This window comes from Pseudomonas sp. MF6396, assembly GCF_002018915.1.
Lineage (GTDB): Bacteria > Pseudomonadota > Gammaproteobacteria > Pseudomonadales > Pseudomonadaceae > Aquipseudomonas > Aquipseudomonas palmensis.
In genome coordinates this window covers 75,334-90,033 of the sequence record NZ_MVOK01000008.1, presented here as the reverse complement: position 1 = coordinate 90,033, position 14,700 = coordinate 75,334, and the positions used below count along the sequence as shown (strand labels likewise).

Annotated in this window: 13 protein-coding genes and 2 other RNA genes; 6 read left to right on the top strand and 9 right to left on the bottom strand. The window is 61.7% G+C overall.

All coding sequences use genetic code 11. From position 1 onward, the window contains the following. The first annotated feature begins 24 nt into the window (after positions 1–24). The 4 genes from ffs (MF6396_RS10380) to MF6396_RS10365 all read left to right on the top strand — a co-directional run bounded on the left by ffs (MF6396_RS10380) (position 25) and on the right by MF6396_RS10365 (position 2,663). An RNA gene (gene ffs / locus MF6396_RS10380) (signal recognition particle sRNA small type) lies at positions 25–121 on the top strand. Between the two features lie 594 nt (positions 122–715). Then, positions 716–967 (top strand): hypothetical protein, encoded by a 252-nt coding sequence (locus MF6396_RS10375; RefSeq protein WP_078480251.1) that lies wholly within the window; start codon positions 716–718, stop codon positions 965–967. 186 nt (positions 968–1,153) lie between these two features. After that, a complete protein-coding gene (locus MF6396_RS10370; protein WP_238596428.1) occupies positions 1,154–2,164 on the top strand; it encodes a reverse transcriptase family protein in 1,011 nt (336 codons plus the stop codon). Positions 2,165–2,243: 79 nt separating this feature from the next. Continuing rightward, entirely contained in the window at positions 2,244–2,663 is a 420-nt protein-coding gene (locus MF6396_RS10365) for a hypothetical protein (RefSeq protein WP_078480249.1), read from the top strand. Between the two features lie 466 nt (positions 2,664–3,129). Here the strand turns inward: MF6396_RS10365 and MF6396_RS10360 are convergent, their stop codons facing one another. Together MF6396_RS10360 and MF6396_RS10355 are read right to left on the bottom strand one after the other, a co-directional pair. Beyond that, the gene (locus MF6396_RS10360; RefSeq protein WP_153046073.1) at positions 3,130–3,678 is read right to left on the bottom strand and encodes a hypothetical protein; all 549 of its coding nucleotides are present in this window, start codon (positions 3,676–3,678) and stop codon (positions 3,130–3,132) included. 67 nt (positions 3,679–3,745) lie between these two features. Beyond that, a complete protein-coding gene (locus MF6396_RS10355) occupies positions 3,746–4,093 on the bottom strand; it encodes a hypothetical protein (protein WP_078480247.1) in 348 nt (115 codons plus the stop codon). 140 nt (positions 4,094–4,233) lie between these two features. Here MF6396_RS10355 and ffs (MF6396_RS29450) point away from each other — a divergent pair. Then, positions 4,234–4,318: signal recognition particle sRNA small type (gene ffs / locus MF6396_RS29450), an RNA gene on the top strand. A 163-nt stretch (positions 4,319–4,481) separates the two neighbouring features. Here the strand turns inward: ffs (MF6396_RS29450) and MF6396_RS10350 are convergent. Further along, the gene (locus tag MF6396_RS10350) at positions 4,482–4,808 is read right to left on the bottom strand and encodes a hypothetical protein (RefSeq protein WP_043862364.1); all 327 of its coding nucleotides are present in this window, start codon (positions 4,806–4,808) and stop codon (positions 4,482–4,484) included. A 362-nt stretch (positions 4,809–5,170) separates the two neighbouring features. On the opposite strand from MF6396_RS10350, the gene MF6396_RS10345 reads away from it, so the two are divergent. Next, on the top strand, positions 5,171–5,503 hold the full coding sequence (locus MF6396_RS10345; protein ID WP_043862365.1) for a hypothetical protein: 333 nt from the start codon (positions 5,171–5,173) through the stop codon (positions 5,501–5,503). Between the two features lie 53 nt (positions 5,504–5,556). Here MF6396_RS10345 and MF6396_RS10340 read toward each other — a convergent pair whose 3' ends face one another. The 6 genes from MF6396_RS10340 to bcsZ are packed head-to-tail and all read right to left on the bottom strand — an operon-like array spanning position 5,557 to position 14,697. After that, positions 5,557–6,720: an alginate O-acetyltransferase AlgX-related protein gene (locus MF6396_RS10340; RefSeq protein ID WP_078480246.1), complete on the bottom strand. Its 1,164-nt coding sequence runs from the start codon at positions 6,718–6,720 to the stop codon at positions 5,557–5,559. Then, positions 6,720–8,135 (bottom strand): MBOAT family O-acyltransferase, encoded by a 1,416-nt coding sequence (locus tag MF6396_RS10335; RefSeq protein ID WP_043862367.1) that lies wholly within the window; start codon positions 8,133–8,135, stop codon positions 6,720–6,722. The genes MF6396_RS10340 and MF6396_RS10335 overlap by 1 nt, the downstream gene beginning before the upstream one ends. A gap of 18 nt (positions 8,136–8,153) precedes the next feature. Continuing rightward, entirely contained in the window at positions 8,154–8,825 is a 672-nt protein-coding gene (locus tag MF6396_RS10330) for an alginate O-acetyltransferase AlgF (protein WP_078480245.1), read from the bottom strand. Next, positions 8,822–9,481: an SGNH/GDSL hydrolase family protein gene (locus MF6396_RS10325; RefSeq protein ID WP_043862368.1), complete on the bottom strand. Its 660-nt coding sequence runs from the start codon at positions 9,479–9,481 to the stop codon at positions 8,822–8,824. Before MF6396_RS10325 ends, MF6396_RS10330 begins: the two co-directional genes overlap by 4 nt. 18 nt (positions 9,482–9,499) lie before the next feature. Continuing rightward, the gene (locus MF6396_RS10320) at positions 9,500–13,483 is read right to left on the bottom strand and encodes a cellulose biosynthesis protein BcsC (RefSeq protein WP_078480244.1); all 3,984 of its coding nucleotides are present in this window, start codon (positions 13,481–13,483) and stop codon (positions 9,500–9,502) included. Continuing rightward, positions 13,459–14,697 carry a cellulose synthase complex periplasmic endoglucanase BcsZ gene (bcsZ, locus tag MF6396_RS10315; protein ID WP_078480243.1) on the bottom strand — a complete coding sequence of 413 codons (1,239 nt, stop codon included), beginning with the start codon at positions 14,695–14,697 and terminating at the stop codon, positions 13,459–13,461. The genes MF6396_RS10320 and bcsZ overlap by 25 nt, the downstream gene beginning before the upstream one ends. Between the last annotated feature and the right edge of the window lie 3 nt (positions 14,698–14,700).

Sequence of the window (14,700 nt, the reverse complement as noted above, 5' to 3'; positions counted from 1 at the left end):
AGGCGAGCATCGTTATGGTGACCCCATCGGTCCCCCCGCAACGATTACCCGTAAACCTGGTCAGGCCCGGAAGGGAGCAGCCACAGCGGGAACATCGTGTGCCGGGGTGTGGCTGGTGGGGTTGCCTCCATTTTATAAGTCCTTAATTTTAATGGACTTTCCTCGCTCAAAATCTCGAAGTGGACCAGTGCCGTAGCACACCTAAGTGGTGCACTGTACTCAGCACTCTAAGCTGGTGAAGCCCGATCTCCAAGCCTTGTCACATTTAGTGGCACATTGGCATTGCTTCGTGTTCTATCGAAGGGTATAAAGAATTCGCTGGGCGTACCGTCCAGGTGCTCTTTAAACATGGTTAAATTCTCTGGGCTTGCAGTTGGTGGTTGGGAAACCGACCAGCTTTGATGTTCGTCAAGGCTACCTCTCCGCACGACCCGTCACTGTGCGCTATCGATACGCGTCACCGATAAACGTCACGCTCCTCACGTCCCCCACGGTTTCGGCCATTACGGTGATGCTGGGCAGCGCTAACGTGATGCTGTGCGTTAAGTCCTTACGGCGAAGCTCTTCACGGTGACGAGATGTGGCGGCGACGGCTTTTCGATCTTGATAAACAAGATCGAAAAGCAGAACTGTGGTTTGTAGTGGTGTCTTGGTAGTTCCATTCGGCCCGGAATGCTTTGGCGGCGGCAATTTCGCCGGTCAAGGAGCTACAACCATGTTGCGATTGAAGAAGGCGGCTGGTCCTCGGACTAAGCTGCAAAAGCACGATAACCAAGGCACCCGCGTTACAGTCGATGGCAAGGAATCAAAGAAAGAAAGGGGGAAAGGCAATCGTATAAAGCGCCTTCGTGACGTAGTGAAGGAACTTGTGATTCGCCAAGCACTTCTGGATCTCTGGGAGAACAAGCTTGAGTACTGGGAGTATGTCTGTGATGCTATGGACAAGCTCATTGGGTTGATCTCATGACGCAACAAATCACATCATTCGAATTCTGAAGGGCCGATCTAAGTATCGGCCCTTCTTCATTTCAGGGTTTGGAATATGGACGCTCCCACGTACCCCTTCAGGCCAATTCATAGTGTTAAGGCGTTGGCCCTAGCGCTTGGCGAGAGCGAGCAACTGCTTGAAAGGCTTGCCGCCAGAGCTGACCGAATGTACCGCCACGTCCCCCAAGAGAAGAAAGTCAAGCCAGGTAAGCCGCGCGAGACGCGAGATACCTACGATGCTCACGAACCTCTCAAGAGGGTGCAACGTAAACTCGTAGACAGACTGTTATCAAAAGCGATTTTCCCTGCCTACCTCCATGGAGGGATCAAGGATCGTCAGTCTCCGAGAAGCATCCATAGTAATGCCGCTGTGCATGCAGGTTCAAAGTACCTCGTTCTTCAAGACATCCAGAACTTCTACCCGTCCATTTCAATTCAACACGTTGAGGCCTTGTTTCGCCAGTTGTTCGGATTCGGCACGTCTGTAGCAGCCTTGCTTTCGTCTATATGCACCCGTGAGGGTAGTACTCCGCAAGGCGCTAGCACCAGCGGCTACATTGCCAATTTGTTGTTCTGGGATGTAGAGCCCAATATAGTAAAAGACCTCATGGGTCGCGGCTTTCAGTACTCCCGATTCGCTGATGACATCACTGTTTCATGTCGCCATGAGCCGTCGTCGAATGAGCTATCCGACATCGTTTCAACCATCACTGGGATGCTGGCTTCCAAAGGGTGTCGCCAGAAGCGTGCGAAACTTCATGTACGTGTTCGTGGTCAGGGCATCAAAGCTGATGACGCAACGTTCCAGCCGGTTACTGTGACCGGATTGAGTGTGTTCAATCCTACGCCAGGGCTGACTAAATCGGAGCGTAAATGTATACGCTCAGCAGTGCGGCAGTTTGAGCTAATGAGCGAGGCCGGTAGTGGTTGGCTCGATCTTGAACCGTTCTACAACCGTGCGATGGGGCGGGTGGGAAGACTCATCGCGTGCGGTCATCCAGATGGCAAAGCATTCAAGGCGCGTCTCAATGCTGTGAAGCTTTCGCATCAAACGCCATTACTTGATCGTTACAAACTAGCAGCGACTGGCGTGCCTGAAACCGCTATTCCGCCTACCGGAGGTGGGCTGCGCGAGCCTTATTCAGCGGAGCGAGATGGTCCTTTGCCTTGGGACTGATGTGGCGCTGGTAGCGGGGTGGCCAGATGCTCAGGGGCCAACATGGTAAGCTGAGCTATCTCAGCAATGGATGCCCAAGATGAAGACTCCCACTGATCGTAAAGTCTTGAACATTATTTATAAGTTGTACTACGAAGAATTCACGAATCATTCGGGTGAAAAGTATGTCCAGAACGGACGTAGGTCGAAAATACTCGTACCGATTGATTGCAAGCTGATCGCCAAGCAATTGAATGTAGATGACGACATCGTGTTCGGCAGGCTGTATTACCACATGGAAGAAAAATACGGTTACGCCAGAAGAGATAGTGGGGGCAGAGTCGCTTTTTATACCAAGATAGCCGGCGAGGAAAACTGGTGTATAAACTTCCCGTTGATGGCATCCGTATTAGCTGGTCTTGAGCAGGAGAACAGCAAATTCTTGTGGGCCACGGTTATGTCTGGTGTAGCTCTGGCTGTTTCTATTGTCGTACCGGTCGTAGGGTGGTTAAACGGATAACCACTTGTGAGTCGGGCGGCAGAGAGGGCGCGCTTTTCTGGGTCTGCTGTCCATAATTTTTCTGCGGCACTTTGATGGGGCGGAAATGCCGCCTGCAATCCATGGAAGGAAATATGCAAAGAGGATGGGTAATCGGTTGAAATCTCAGCCTATGAGGGGTGATGCTTAACACCCTTGCTCCTGGCCTTGGCCATCTCGCAGTCTCTGTTCAAAATATGAGCAGGCGTTACTAGTCCGCCCCGAGGGCGGCTATGAGCGTAGGCGTTCTATCGCTGAGGCTAAGACACTTGCATTTAGGTCAAACGCCTCCAGTTTGGTCATCACGTTATCAGTGGACACTGACTGACCCCCGCTGCCTTATCCAGGTGATAACTTCCTCGACCGCTGCCCTCAAGGCAGTCTGGTTCATATGCAGCGCCTCAAGGGCTGCCTGTGGAGAGCGCAGCCTGTTTTGCCTTGCTTGTGATTACTCTGTCTTCACTTCACTGGTGCGGAATTCACTAGTGCGGTACATGGGGGACTGTCGTCTTTCCGCATTTCGTTGTGCTCTGATCTGCTGCTTGGCCGCATCTGCCATGATCGATTGCTGTTTGACGGAGTTTTTCAATTCTTCGGCTTGAAGTAGTAGCGCCTCAGTGCCTTGTCGCAATTCGTCACCCTGCTGGAGGAAGCCGAGGACAAGCCACAGGAAAGCGACCGGGCCGAAGGCGCCGGCTAGGAAGTCGCCCACTTCGTTCAAGGGCATGTTCAGCACTTGAGTGAAGCGCCCACAGACCAGCACAAGCATGGCGAATAAATAAACCGCTGTAATGGCGGCGCCAATCGCTGTCATGTGCTGGCGCAACTTCCAGTCAGGCTGCAGACGCTTCGCCTTGATGCGCTTCCGCACTTCGAGACTAGCTGCGATTGCCGCCAGAAGCACTGGGGCTACCGGCCAATACGACCATGTGTCATCCAGTACAGCAGGTGGAGTGCTCCAGAACACGCCGTTCACCGGCTCCCATAATCCCGCCATCGCAACCTCACCGTTCTATCCGTAGCACAAGGCCAGCGATGATAGCGGTGGAGTAACGGTGGAGCAATTACAGGTTGCGCCACGATTCAGCGCTGTAGGCTTTGTTCAGTGATGCATACAGCGCCTCTCGACCATCCAGAATTTTTAGGAGCCATGCTTCCAACTCCGTCGATTTTATCTGTTCGTTATTGCGGGATGAGTAACGATGGTATTCAGACACCAGTGCGCCAAACTCCCGCAGTTTTTGCTGTTGCTGTGCGTACCCCATTAACAAGAGCCTACCCTCGCTGTTGGTCAGCCCCTTGGAAAGGTCAAAGAGCTCACCACGATACTCTGATATCGACTCGCCCCTGTCCTTCGAAGGTTTTTCCTCGCTCGTTGGTCCTTGCCCATTCAATGATGTGTGATAGGCCATGGGTGTGACACCAAAGTGTTACAGCAAAGTGTGACAGTGCTGGCTACACCCCAAGTTTTGAGCGACCGTGCTGAGTGTCTGCAGGGGTAGATGGCTTGCTACTTCATCAGCCTGAAACCCTTGACCCATAAGGCCCGCATTGATTCCCGAGCATGCTTGCATGCGACTTGGTCAGGCCCGGAAGGGAGCAGCCACAGCGGGAACATCGTGTGCCGGGGGGTGGCTGGTGGGGTTGCCTCCATAACGCAAGCCCTTGTCTGCCAGGGGCCGCCTCTATCCAGTTCCCTTTCCTCCGAATACGCATGCAGTGCACTGCTTTCCCTTCGCGCGCACGAAAAATGCCTGCGACCGGATCACTGTCGCAGACACCTCACTCTCTTCAGCGCTATCAGCAGGGCTCGTAAATGAACGCCTTGTAATCGCCACCCTCCCGGTAGATGTAGCGCCCGATACATTCAATGTTGGCTATCTGTGCAACGTAGGTAATACGGTCCGGTTTGAATTCCCGTGCCGCGGTGAGCAGCACTTTGGACAGGTCTCTTTTGACGTTTGTCACATGTTGCTCGTTGGTCTGGCTGAAATCATCATACTCGATGGCCCAGACGGTATTCACACCAGCCAACTTCTTCCATTGTTGTTCTGCCAGGAAGTTGTTGAAGTTGTCTCGTTCCGATTCCTTGTTGGTGAGGTCCAGCGAAAGCAATACCCTGATCATTGAGTCATTCCTTTGTGCGGTGCGCTAAGGGACGACGCTGCCCGCTGGCAGCGCCCGGCGGGCATGATTGCAGAAGCGCAGCGCTCGCTTCAAGACGCTGTAATTGCGCCGAAACGGCACGCCTTTGAATGTTTCTGTTTATTTTAAAGTGCCTGAAAGCCCTTTGTTCCATAAAAAGACTTTATAGCTCGTGTTTCTTTGCGTAGTAACTTTCCTACATGGCCTTGGCTAAGTTGTTTAGTTGCTGTTTTTTGGTAAATTCTTGAATTATTTTAACTCTCAGGTGATGGCCATTTAGCATTGATGGATGAAAAGTGAGTGACTAGGTTGCAAGGGAATTTCACTGCTTATGGGAGCCCACCATGACCCTCTGCCTGTTGTCCCTCGACCTGTCCAATACTGGCGAAGTTCAGCGCGTGGCCTTTTGCAAGGTGCTCAAGGACGATAACTGGAAGCGATTTCGCAATGCCGACGCCACCTGGGAGAAGTCATACGAACTGGCCTACGACGCCCTTGTCGAAAAGCGCGTCAAGACCCTGCTCGAAGCTGCCGCCAATATGGCGGGTATCGAAGAACTGAGGTTCGTGGTGCAAGCCGGCGAGCAGGAGGGCTGGTGTTGCCAGCTGGAGAAGATCCACGGCATCTACCACTTCACCACGTTCGATTCAGCGGCAGATCTGAAAAAGCTTGCCTGAGCAGTCGCCAGCGCCCGCCGCGCCGTGTCAACGCGCGCAGCGGGCGTGGTGCGTCATGGCTTGGAGGGCAGCTGCACGTCACCCGCATAGGGCGTCTGCAGGTCGCGCTCGGGTATCTCCCAGATCACCAGCTGTGGCGGCGTCTGCCTGAACGCCGGGCTGTCGAAGTAGGCCTTGGCGGCTCCGGAGAATTCGCCGCCGTCCTTGGCGAAGTTGCCCACAGGCGCCGACAGCGCACGTTGCAGAAAGCCGACAAAGCTCGAGTTGCGCGAAAACGAGGTGCCGATCAGCGCGACGTTCGGCAGGTTGTCGTCGCCGAACAGGTCATCGAGATTATCGCCCGCATCGCTGACGGCCTCGGCCCGCTCGGTGATGACCGTTGGCGCCACCTGTTCCTGTGGCGGCTGCAAGGCCACTGGCAGCCAATCGATGCCGGCCAGCCGCACCAGGTCCCCGGGGCGCGGTGCCAGAGGCTCCTGGCGGGTGTCGAAGGTCTTGCTGGGGGTGGCGCTCAAGCCCATGCCCTTGACCTGCTCGGCAATGGCCTGGGCAGCGGCCTGGGCGCCGGCTTCGCTCCAGTGGGTATCGGTACGCAGGAACGCACTGGCGCCCAGCGGCTGCAGGCTGGCAGTCAGGTCCAGGGTGGTCACGCCGGCCGCCTGGAGTTTCTGCGCCCACTGCTGGATGCGCGCCTGCGAGGCCGTGGGGCGAGTCAACCCGCACAGCTCGCTGGCGGCGATACGGCTCTTGTCCGGCACCACGCTCACCAGCAGGCGGATACCCCGTTGCTGCAAGCTGCGTTGCAGGGCGATCACCGCATCGGCCTTGGCCTGGGCGTTGTCGGCCGCGTGCCGGTCGAGCTTGAGTTCATCGCTCAGAAACAGCCACTGCGTGCAGCCCGGCCGCACCCGCGGCCCGGTGTCGCCCAGCAGCAGCCAGCTGCCGGCCCGTTCCAGGTCGGCGGCCTCGCTCGGCAGCGGCGCCTTGGCCAGCTCCTTGGCAATGCGGTGGGTGATTTCGCCGTGCAGCACCTGGCCATTGGACAGGTGCTTGTCGGGCATCAGCTCGAGCTTGCCGCTGGCCACCAGCCAGCCACACGACAGCAGGCCGGCACCCAGGAACAGCGCCAGGGTGACGCCGGCGATCGGGCTGGTGCGCAGGGCCAGTGCACTGGGGGGCGTGGGCGCTGTACTGGGAGGAGGTGTCTTCATCGTCATCAGAACTGGAAGTACAGGAAGGGGACCGAATCACGGCTGGCGATCAACGCGAACGACAGCACGAAGCCGGCCACGGGCCACAGGGCAGCGGCATGCACGAACCACGCGCGGCTGGCGAAGCGGTGCTCGGCGCGTGCCTGCCAGATCGGCAGGATGATGCACGCCACGCCCAGCAACGCCGCCAGACCGTGCACCGGGCGTACGGTGGCTGCCAGTGCCTCGCCCAGGGCAAAGCCGTGCAGGCCGAACTGGCCGGCGTACATCGACAGCGCCGTATGAAAGTCCGGGGCGCGGAACAGCGTCCAGGCCAGGCACACGAACAGCAGCGTCAGGGTGTGCGACAGCACCTTGGGGATCGCCGGCAGGCTGGAACGGCTCCAGGCCCGGTCGACGCACAGCGCGATACCGTGGGCCGAGCCCCACAGCAGGTAGTTCCAGCTGTCCCCGCCATGCCACAGGCCGGCAATGGCCATGGTCAGGAACAGGTTGCGGTAGGTGTTCCAGGTGCCGTGACGGTTGCCGCCCAGGGCGATGTACAGGTAGTCGCGCAGCCAGCTCGACAGCGACAGGTGCCAGCGCCGCCAGAAGTCCTGGATGCTGCTGGCCAGGTACGGGCGGTTGAAGTTCTCGGGAAAGTGGAAGCCCAGCATCAGGCCCAGGCCGATGGCCATGCAGCTGTAGCCGGCAAAGTCGAAGAACAGTTGCAGCGAATACGCCAGGCAGCCCAGCCACGCGTCCAGGAACGACGGGTTGTCCAGGTGGAAGGCCACGTCCACCAGCGGCGACAGGGTATCGGCCACCAGCACCTTCATGCACATGCCGATCATGAAGCGGCGCGCGCCCAGCGAGAAGTTCTGCCAGTTGAAGTAGCGCTGGTTGAGCTCGCGGCGTACCCAGTCGTAGCGGATGATCGGGCCGGCGATCGAGTGGCCGAACATCGAGATGTAGGTGGCGAAGTTCACGAAACTGCGCTCTACCGGCACGGTATGGCGGTGCACATCCACCAGGTAGGAAATCGCCTGCAGCACGATGAACGACAGCCCCGCCGGCAACGCCACCCGCTGCCACTCCATCGGCAATGCACCGTAATAGGTGATCAGCTCGTTGTAGTTGGCGGCCAGGATGTTGGCGTACTTGTACCAGCACAGCACCAGCGTATTGAACACGATCAGCGCGGCCAGCAGGCGTATGCGCCCGCGCGAGTCCTCATGGCTGCGGTTCACCAGCAGCCCGCCAACCCACGCGACCACGGTCAGCGCCATGTGCAGCAGCAGGAACAGCGGGCTCAGCCAGCCATAGAACAGCCAGCTGCCGATCAGCAGTACGCCGTTGCGCCAGGCCGGACGGCTCAGCGCGTACACCAGCATGAAGATCGGCAAAAACAGCGTCAGGAACTCGAGTGAGGCGAATACCATGGTGGTGAAGACGTCCGATCAGTTGGAGAGCGTGTCCGTGACGGGCACAAGCTGCGGGCCGCTCGCCGTGGGCAGCAGCAATACGCTGTAGCGCTCGCCGGCCTTGAGTTCGCCCAGGTCCACCGGGCCGCCGACGTTGGCATTGGCGCACACCAGTTGCACCGACAGCTTCACCGGGTTGATCGATCTACGCTGCACGCTGGCCTCTGGCGCGTCCTTGAACAGGTCCGCCGTGCGCCCGGCAGGGCGCAGGCTTGCGCCCTGGCAGGAAGGGTCGAGGTTGACGAAGGCCAGCGAAGCCTTCAGCGCATTGAAGTCCTCGGGTTGCTCGCGTACCACGCGTTGCCGGATGCCGCTGGCGTCCTGCAGGGCGACTACCGTGGCGAATTCGCCAGGAGCAACGCTCAGCTGCAGGGCCGAGCGCTGGCCGTCACGGCTCAGGGTGCCCTTGATGGCCTTGTTGGCCGGTACCGGCAGGTACGCCGACACCGGTTTGGCCGCGTCCAGCTGCAGGCTGGCCCTGGAGCCGTCCGCCACCAGTTGCAGGGTGCCGGGGGCCGCATTGACGAAGCGCAAGAACGCCGAGTCTTCGCTGGGGCCGGTGGGGTACAGCGCGATCTCGGCCTGGGCCAGGCCCGCGCCGAGGGCGGCGGGCAGGGCCAGCAGTACAGCGTGCAGGGCGCGCTTCATTTCTTGATGCTCGTCACGACCGGCGCCTTGACGATCTCTTCGCTGATCTTCTTGCTCCAGGCCAGGTAGCCCGGGGCGGTCAAATGCTGACCGTCGACCGTGGCCCACTCGCCTTGCTTGGAGAATTTGAGCGAGTCGACGTAGTCGCACGGCGCCACGTTGGCGGCGAGGAACTTGGAGGTCAGTTCGACGCGGGCGTAGGTCTTGCCGTACTTGCCGCCTTCGGTCCCCCAGTTGGGGCCGACCCATACGCACTTGGCCCCGGTGTTGGCGATTTCCTTGGCAAAGCTGGTGGTCTGCTGCCACAGCCAGGCCTTGGGGAAGGCCGGTTTGGTGTAGCTGGCCATGGTGTCGCCCATCACCACGACCACCAGGTCCGGCTTGTCGGCCTTGATCAGGTCGCCGATCGGCCGGGTGGCCGCCTTGCTGCCCAGTACCACGGGCTTTTCGGTGCCACGGCGCTCGGCACCGCCGCAGGTGCCAGGGGTGGCTTTGAGCCAGTCGCCGGCATTGGCGCCGCAGATACCCAGCGAGTGCACCTGGGCACCTTGCTGCACGAGGTTGTCGTGCAGGCTCTTGATCAGGTAATCGGGGGTCGCCAGGTGGCTGTCGCCGATCATCAGAATGGTCAGGCCTGCGAGAAGTGAACTAGCCATGGTTGATACTCCTGCAAATCAATTCGAATAAGGGGAACGGTACGGGTTGACGGGCAACGGCATGGCGCCGCGGCCGTCGTCGAACAGGTAGCGCAGGTACAGGCCACCGGTCCATTGCTGGTAGTCGCGGGCGTTGTCCACACCCAGGGTGCCGCCGAAGAAGAACCCATCGCCCAGCCGGTATTCGCCACTGGCGCCCAGCGAGTAGCCGATGCCGGTCTTGCTTTGAGATGAGTAACGGGTGCGAAAGTCGACGTCGTTTTCAGCCAGAAGCTGCGACGCCTGATCGAACGCCGATTGCAGACGCGGGTCTCGCGGGAAGTAAGGTGCGCCGTCCTGCTCGATATGTTGCATGCCGACTGAGCCGTTGACCTGGTAGCTCCAGTCCGGCCCGCGATGGGCCCAGTTCACCGGAATGGCGATGGAGAAGAAGTTCTGTGGGCTGAAGTAGCCGCCGTGACCATAGGTGAAGAAGCTCTGGTTCTCGGCGTAGTGGGTACCCGAAACGCTCAAGCCCGCAGTCAGGCGCTGGTCCTGGTTGTTCAGCAGGTACCAGTAGATACCGCTGCCCAGTTCGGTGCGGGTATTGTCGTCGACGTTATGACCGATCAGCTTGTGCCAGGATCCGTAGCCGTAGACGCCGTAGCGCTGATTGTCGTAGCCCACTTGCAGGCGACCCCCGTTGGCAGTCACACCACCCCATTCCAGACCACTGCGCGCGTCGCGGGCACCGGCAAAGGATGTCAGGCTGTCGGTCACGGAACGCCTTGACAGGTTGAGCCCGTAACGCCAGTTACTGCCTTCGCTGAACGGGCGATCCAGATTGATGCCGCCGACAACGGTGTTGTAGAGGAACCCGACCGGGCTTACGCCAAGGTCGCTCTTGAGCCCTAGCGACGGGTTCTCATAGGCTACCGCGAAGCCGACGCCCGAATCCTTCTGTTTGCCGGTGCTGCCGAAGAACAGGTCGGAGGCTGCCTGCTCGATCTGTGCTTCGGTGCCAGCATTGGCCAGGTTGGCAATTTGCTCGGCGGTAAAGCCGCCAAAGCGGAAGCGATTCGCCGGGTCGCTGCTCACGCCTCCGGCGTTGAGCGATACCGGGGTAACGCGCAAGGCCATGCGATCGTCGCCGACGGGGAAACTGATCTCCAGCGGCGCCTCTACATCGGTGATCTTGCCCAGCCCCGATTCGCTGTCGTTACTGCGAAAGGTGACACCCTGCTTGATCTGCGGGCTGCGCGCCTCGCGAATCGTATCCAGCTCGGTCTGCAGCGCGGCGCGCGGGTCGACCGGTGCCGGCGTGGCGAGCTGCGGCGTGGCCTGGCTGGCCGTGCGCAGGCCAGGTTCGCTGTCGCGACTGGCCAGCAGCACCGGTGCGTCGAACGCCTCGTTGGCGCGGCTGCTGACCTGGGTCTGTGCCGGCTCGGGAATCTCGGCCAGCACCGTTTCGCTCAGGCGCGACTGCTTGCGCTGGCCCGGTTGGCCGACGAAGGGGTTGACGGCAATCGCCTGGCCGAAGGGGTTGAGCACGTTCTGCTCCGGCGGCGCCTGCAAGGCCAGGGCCTGGGCATACAGCTGCTCGGCCTTGGCCAGCTTGCCGCGGCCACGGTAATAGCCGGCAGCACTGGTGAGAATCTGCGGGTTCTGCGGGGCCAGTTGCAGGGCCTTTTCAACGGCGCGCTCGGCCTTGTCGGCATCGCCGGCCTGTACGAAGGCCTGGGCGGCGCCCATCTGCACGTCGGCATTGTCCGGGTACTGGCGCAGCAGCGGGGTGAACAGCTCCACCGCCTTGGCCGGGTTGCGGTTGTCCAGGTACATGCGCGCCAGCGACGACACTGCCTGCGGGTCTTGCGGGCGTTGCGCCAGGGCCGGGGCGAGGGTGTCGTAGGCGGCCACCAGGTCGCCCTTTTCACGCAGCAGGTCGGCCTGGCGCACGGTGTACTGGAACACCAGGTCGTCGTAGCTGCGCTGGTCGCCGGCCTGCAGTGGCTGGCTGCGCAGCTCGCGCAGAATCTGGTTCACCTGCACGTCGTCACCGGCCTTGAGCAGTGCGCCGGCATAGGCCAGGCGCAGGGACGGGGAGGGCGTGCTGCTCTGGGCAATGGCGGTGCGCAGCATGCCCAGCGCATGTTCGGTCTGGCCGATATCGATATAGGTCGCGGCCAGCGCCGAGAGCATGCCGGGGTTGTTGGCCGCTGCCGGTTCGGCGCGTTGCAGCAGCTTCATGGCCTGTTGGCGCTGGCCCTGTTTGGCCAGGTCTGCCGCCTGGCGGGTCAGCAGGTGCAGTTCGATCTCTTCGGCCAGGGTGTGCATGGCGGCGCTGCGCTGGGCCGCGGGCACCTGCGCCAGGCTGCGCTGGGCCGACTGCCACTCGCCCAGGCGGCTGGAGAACAGCGCGCTGGCATACAGCGCCTCGGCCCGCTGCGGGTTGGCCTTGAGCATCTCGTCGATGGTCTGGCGCGCCTTGCCGGAGGCATCGCTCTTGAGGTAGACCTGCGCCAGGTCGTAACGCGCCCACACGTTCTGCGGGTCGTTGCGCACGGCCTCTTCCAGCGCCTTGCGAGCGCCGGCCAGGTCGCCACTGCGCTCGGCGTCGCGGGCCTGGCCTACGGCGATGGCCGCGCGCAGCACGCGCAGGTCGCCCAGGCGTTCGCGCTGGGCATCGCTGAGCCCGTCGATCAGGCGCTGGCTTTCGCCCAGCTTGCCGTTCTGCGCCAGCACGCTGACCAGCCCGCGCAGCGCATCGGGGTTGCCGGCATCCAGGCTCAGGGCCTGGCGATAGGTGGTTTCGGCGCTGTCGAACTGACCCTGGGCGGCCTGCAGATCGGCCAGGCTGACAGGCCCCTGCACCGGGCGCGGGTTCATCGCGATGGCGCGTTGCAGCAGCTCGCGGGCGTCTTGCAGATTGCCGGCGTCGCGGGCGGCATTGGCCTGGTCCAGCAGCACCCAGTAGCGGTTGCCTTGCAGGGCGCTTTGCCAGCGGCTGCTGTTGCCACGGCTGATGGCCTGCTTGAACAGTGCATCGGCGTCGCCCAGGCGGCCCTGGCGCTGGCGCACGATGCCCAGCCCGCCGAGGGCGTCGGCATCCTGCGCCTGCTCGCGCAAACGGGCCTGGAACGACTGCTCGGCCTGGGGCAGGTCGTTGGCGTCCAGCGCCTTGAAGCCGCGCACCAGGTGGCTGTTCTGGCGTTGGACGGCGCTGGCCTGGCTGGCACGGGCACCGCTCTTGAGCTGGTTGCGGATCTCTTCGTCGTCCGGGTAGGCCTTGAGGTAGGCATCGAACAACGGCACCTCGGCGGGGCGCGGCGCACCCAGCCAGGACAGGCCCTGGCGCCAGCCCTCGATCGATTCACTGCCGATCACCGGGTCGTTGGCATAGGACGCCAGCCGGCGAATGCCCTCCACCCGCGTGCTTTCGTTGCGCAGCAGCAGCTTGGCCAGGTTGAGCTTGATCTTGGGGTTGTCCGGCGACTGGCCCTGCAGGCGCTCCAGGCCCTGGCGCGCTTCCTGCCAGCCGGTGGCGGTGTAGCCCAGGTAGCTGTAGAACTCCAGGCCCAGCTCGCCCTGCGGTGCACTGCCACCGAACAGCGTGCGGTATGCCGCCACGGCCTGATCCAGCTCGCCCGATTCGGCGAGTTGGCGGGCCTGCTCCAGTTGCGCGGTGTTATCGGCGCTGTGCAGGGCGATCTCCTGTTGCAGCAACAGGGTCTGACGCTCGCCGGGGTGCGCCTGCCTGAGCTGGTCGAGGTAGCGCTTGGCGCCCTGCGGGCGATTGCCATCAAGCTCCAGCAGGCCAAGGCCGTACAACGCGTCGGCCTGCTGCGGATCGATCAGCAGCAGCTTGCGCCATGCCTCGGTGGCGCGGGTGGTGTCTTTGCGGGCCTGCCAGTATTGACCCTGTTCCAGCAGGACCTTGCCGTTCTCGCTGAGCTCGGCAAAGCTGCTGTTGTGGATCAGGGCGGCAAGCACCCCAATGGCTAGGGTTTGGCGGCGCGAGGGCATGAAGTCTCCCAGAGTGGTTGCAGCTTCCCGTCGTCGAGGAAGTGGTAACGATCATCCATGAAGCCGAGGGCGAACAGGCTCAGCACGAAGTCGTAGTAAGGGGGTTGTCTGGCCTGCAGCGCTTCGGGGCTCAGGCTTTTGCTCATCAGCTGGTCGACACGGGCACGCTGCTGCTCCTGCAGCCAGGGTTGCTGGCGCGCCTTGAAATACGGCAGCAGGGCGGCAGAAAAGCCGAACGGGCCATCGCCGCTGCTGGTATTGGCCTGCACCTGCACTTTCTCTGGCGGTACGCCGTGGGTCGCGACACTGCGTGCCATGCCGTCGAGGCTGTCGAGGATCGGCTTGGCCAGTGGGTCCTTGGCCGGGGTCATGCCGGCCCACAGGTAGGTGCGGATGGCGTCGTAGCTGCCGGTTTCGCCCTTGACCGGGTCGATCACGAACAGGCCCTTGTCCGGGCCGGTGCCACGGTAGCCCACCCAGTCGGCCACATAGCCGTTGTGGCTCACGCCCTTGATCAGGCTGGCGGTGCTGCGGGCGATCTGGCTCCACGGCCCCTTGGGGTCGACCACCGCCAGGCGTCGCAGCACAGGCACCGGCAGGTAGCTGGGGTTGAGCTGCCAGAAGTGATCGGGCTTGGCAAAGCCCTCCACGCCGGGCAGCAGCATCATGCCCAGGCCCGGCAGCTCGGCCACTTCGCGGGCCTTGATATTGGCCAGCAGCTGGGCAGCCTGGGCGTTGTAGGCCGGGGTGTTCCACAGCCGCGCGGCCTCGCTCAGCGCGTAGGCGAACCACAGGTCGGCGTCCGAGGCCGAGTTGTGGTCCAGCAGGCGCCACTGGCCCTTGTCGTCCAGGCCCCAGATCCACCCCGGCAGGTTCTGCTTGATGTCGCCACCGGCAAGGTTGTTGCTGGCCCACAGCCAGAGCTTGTCGAAGCTGGCCTGGTCGTTGGCCACCAGGGCAAAGAACATCGCGTAGGACTGGCCTTCGGACGAGCTGTGCTGCTGCGGCGTGCTGGCATCGAGCACGCGCCCGTCGGGCTGCACGAAGTGCTGGCGAAACACCTGCCACAACGGCCAGGGGTCGGCCTGGCAGCTGTTGGCCTGGCTCACGCCGGGCAGCAGCAGGGTAAGGGCGCTGGCGCCCAGCAGGCGGCGCAGCAGCGAGCGCGAACGCCTGGCGGGCAACGGTGCGGTGTGTCCGGTTGGCAGAGGCATGCG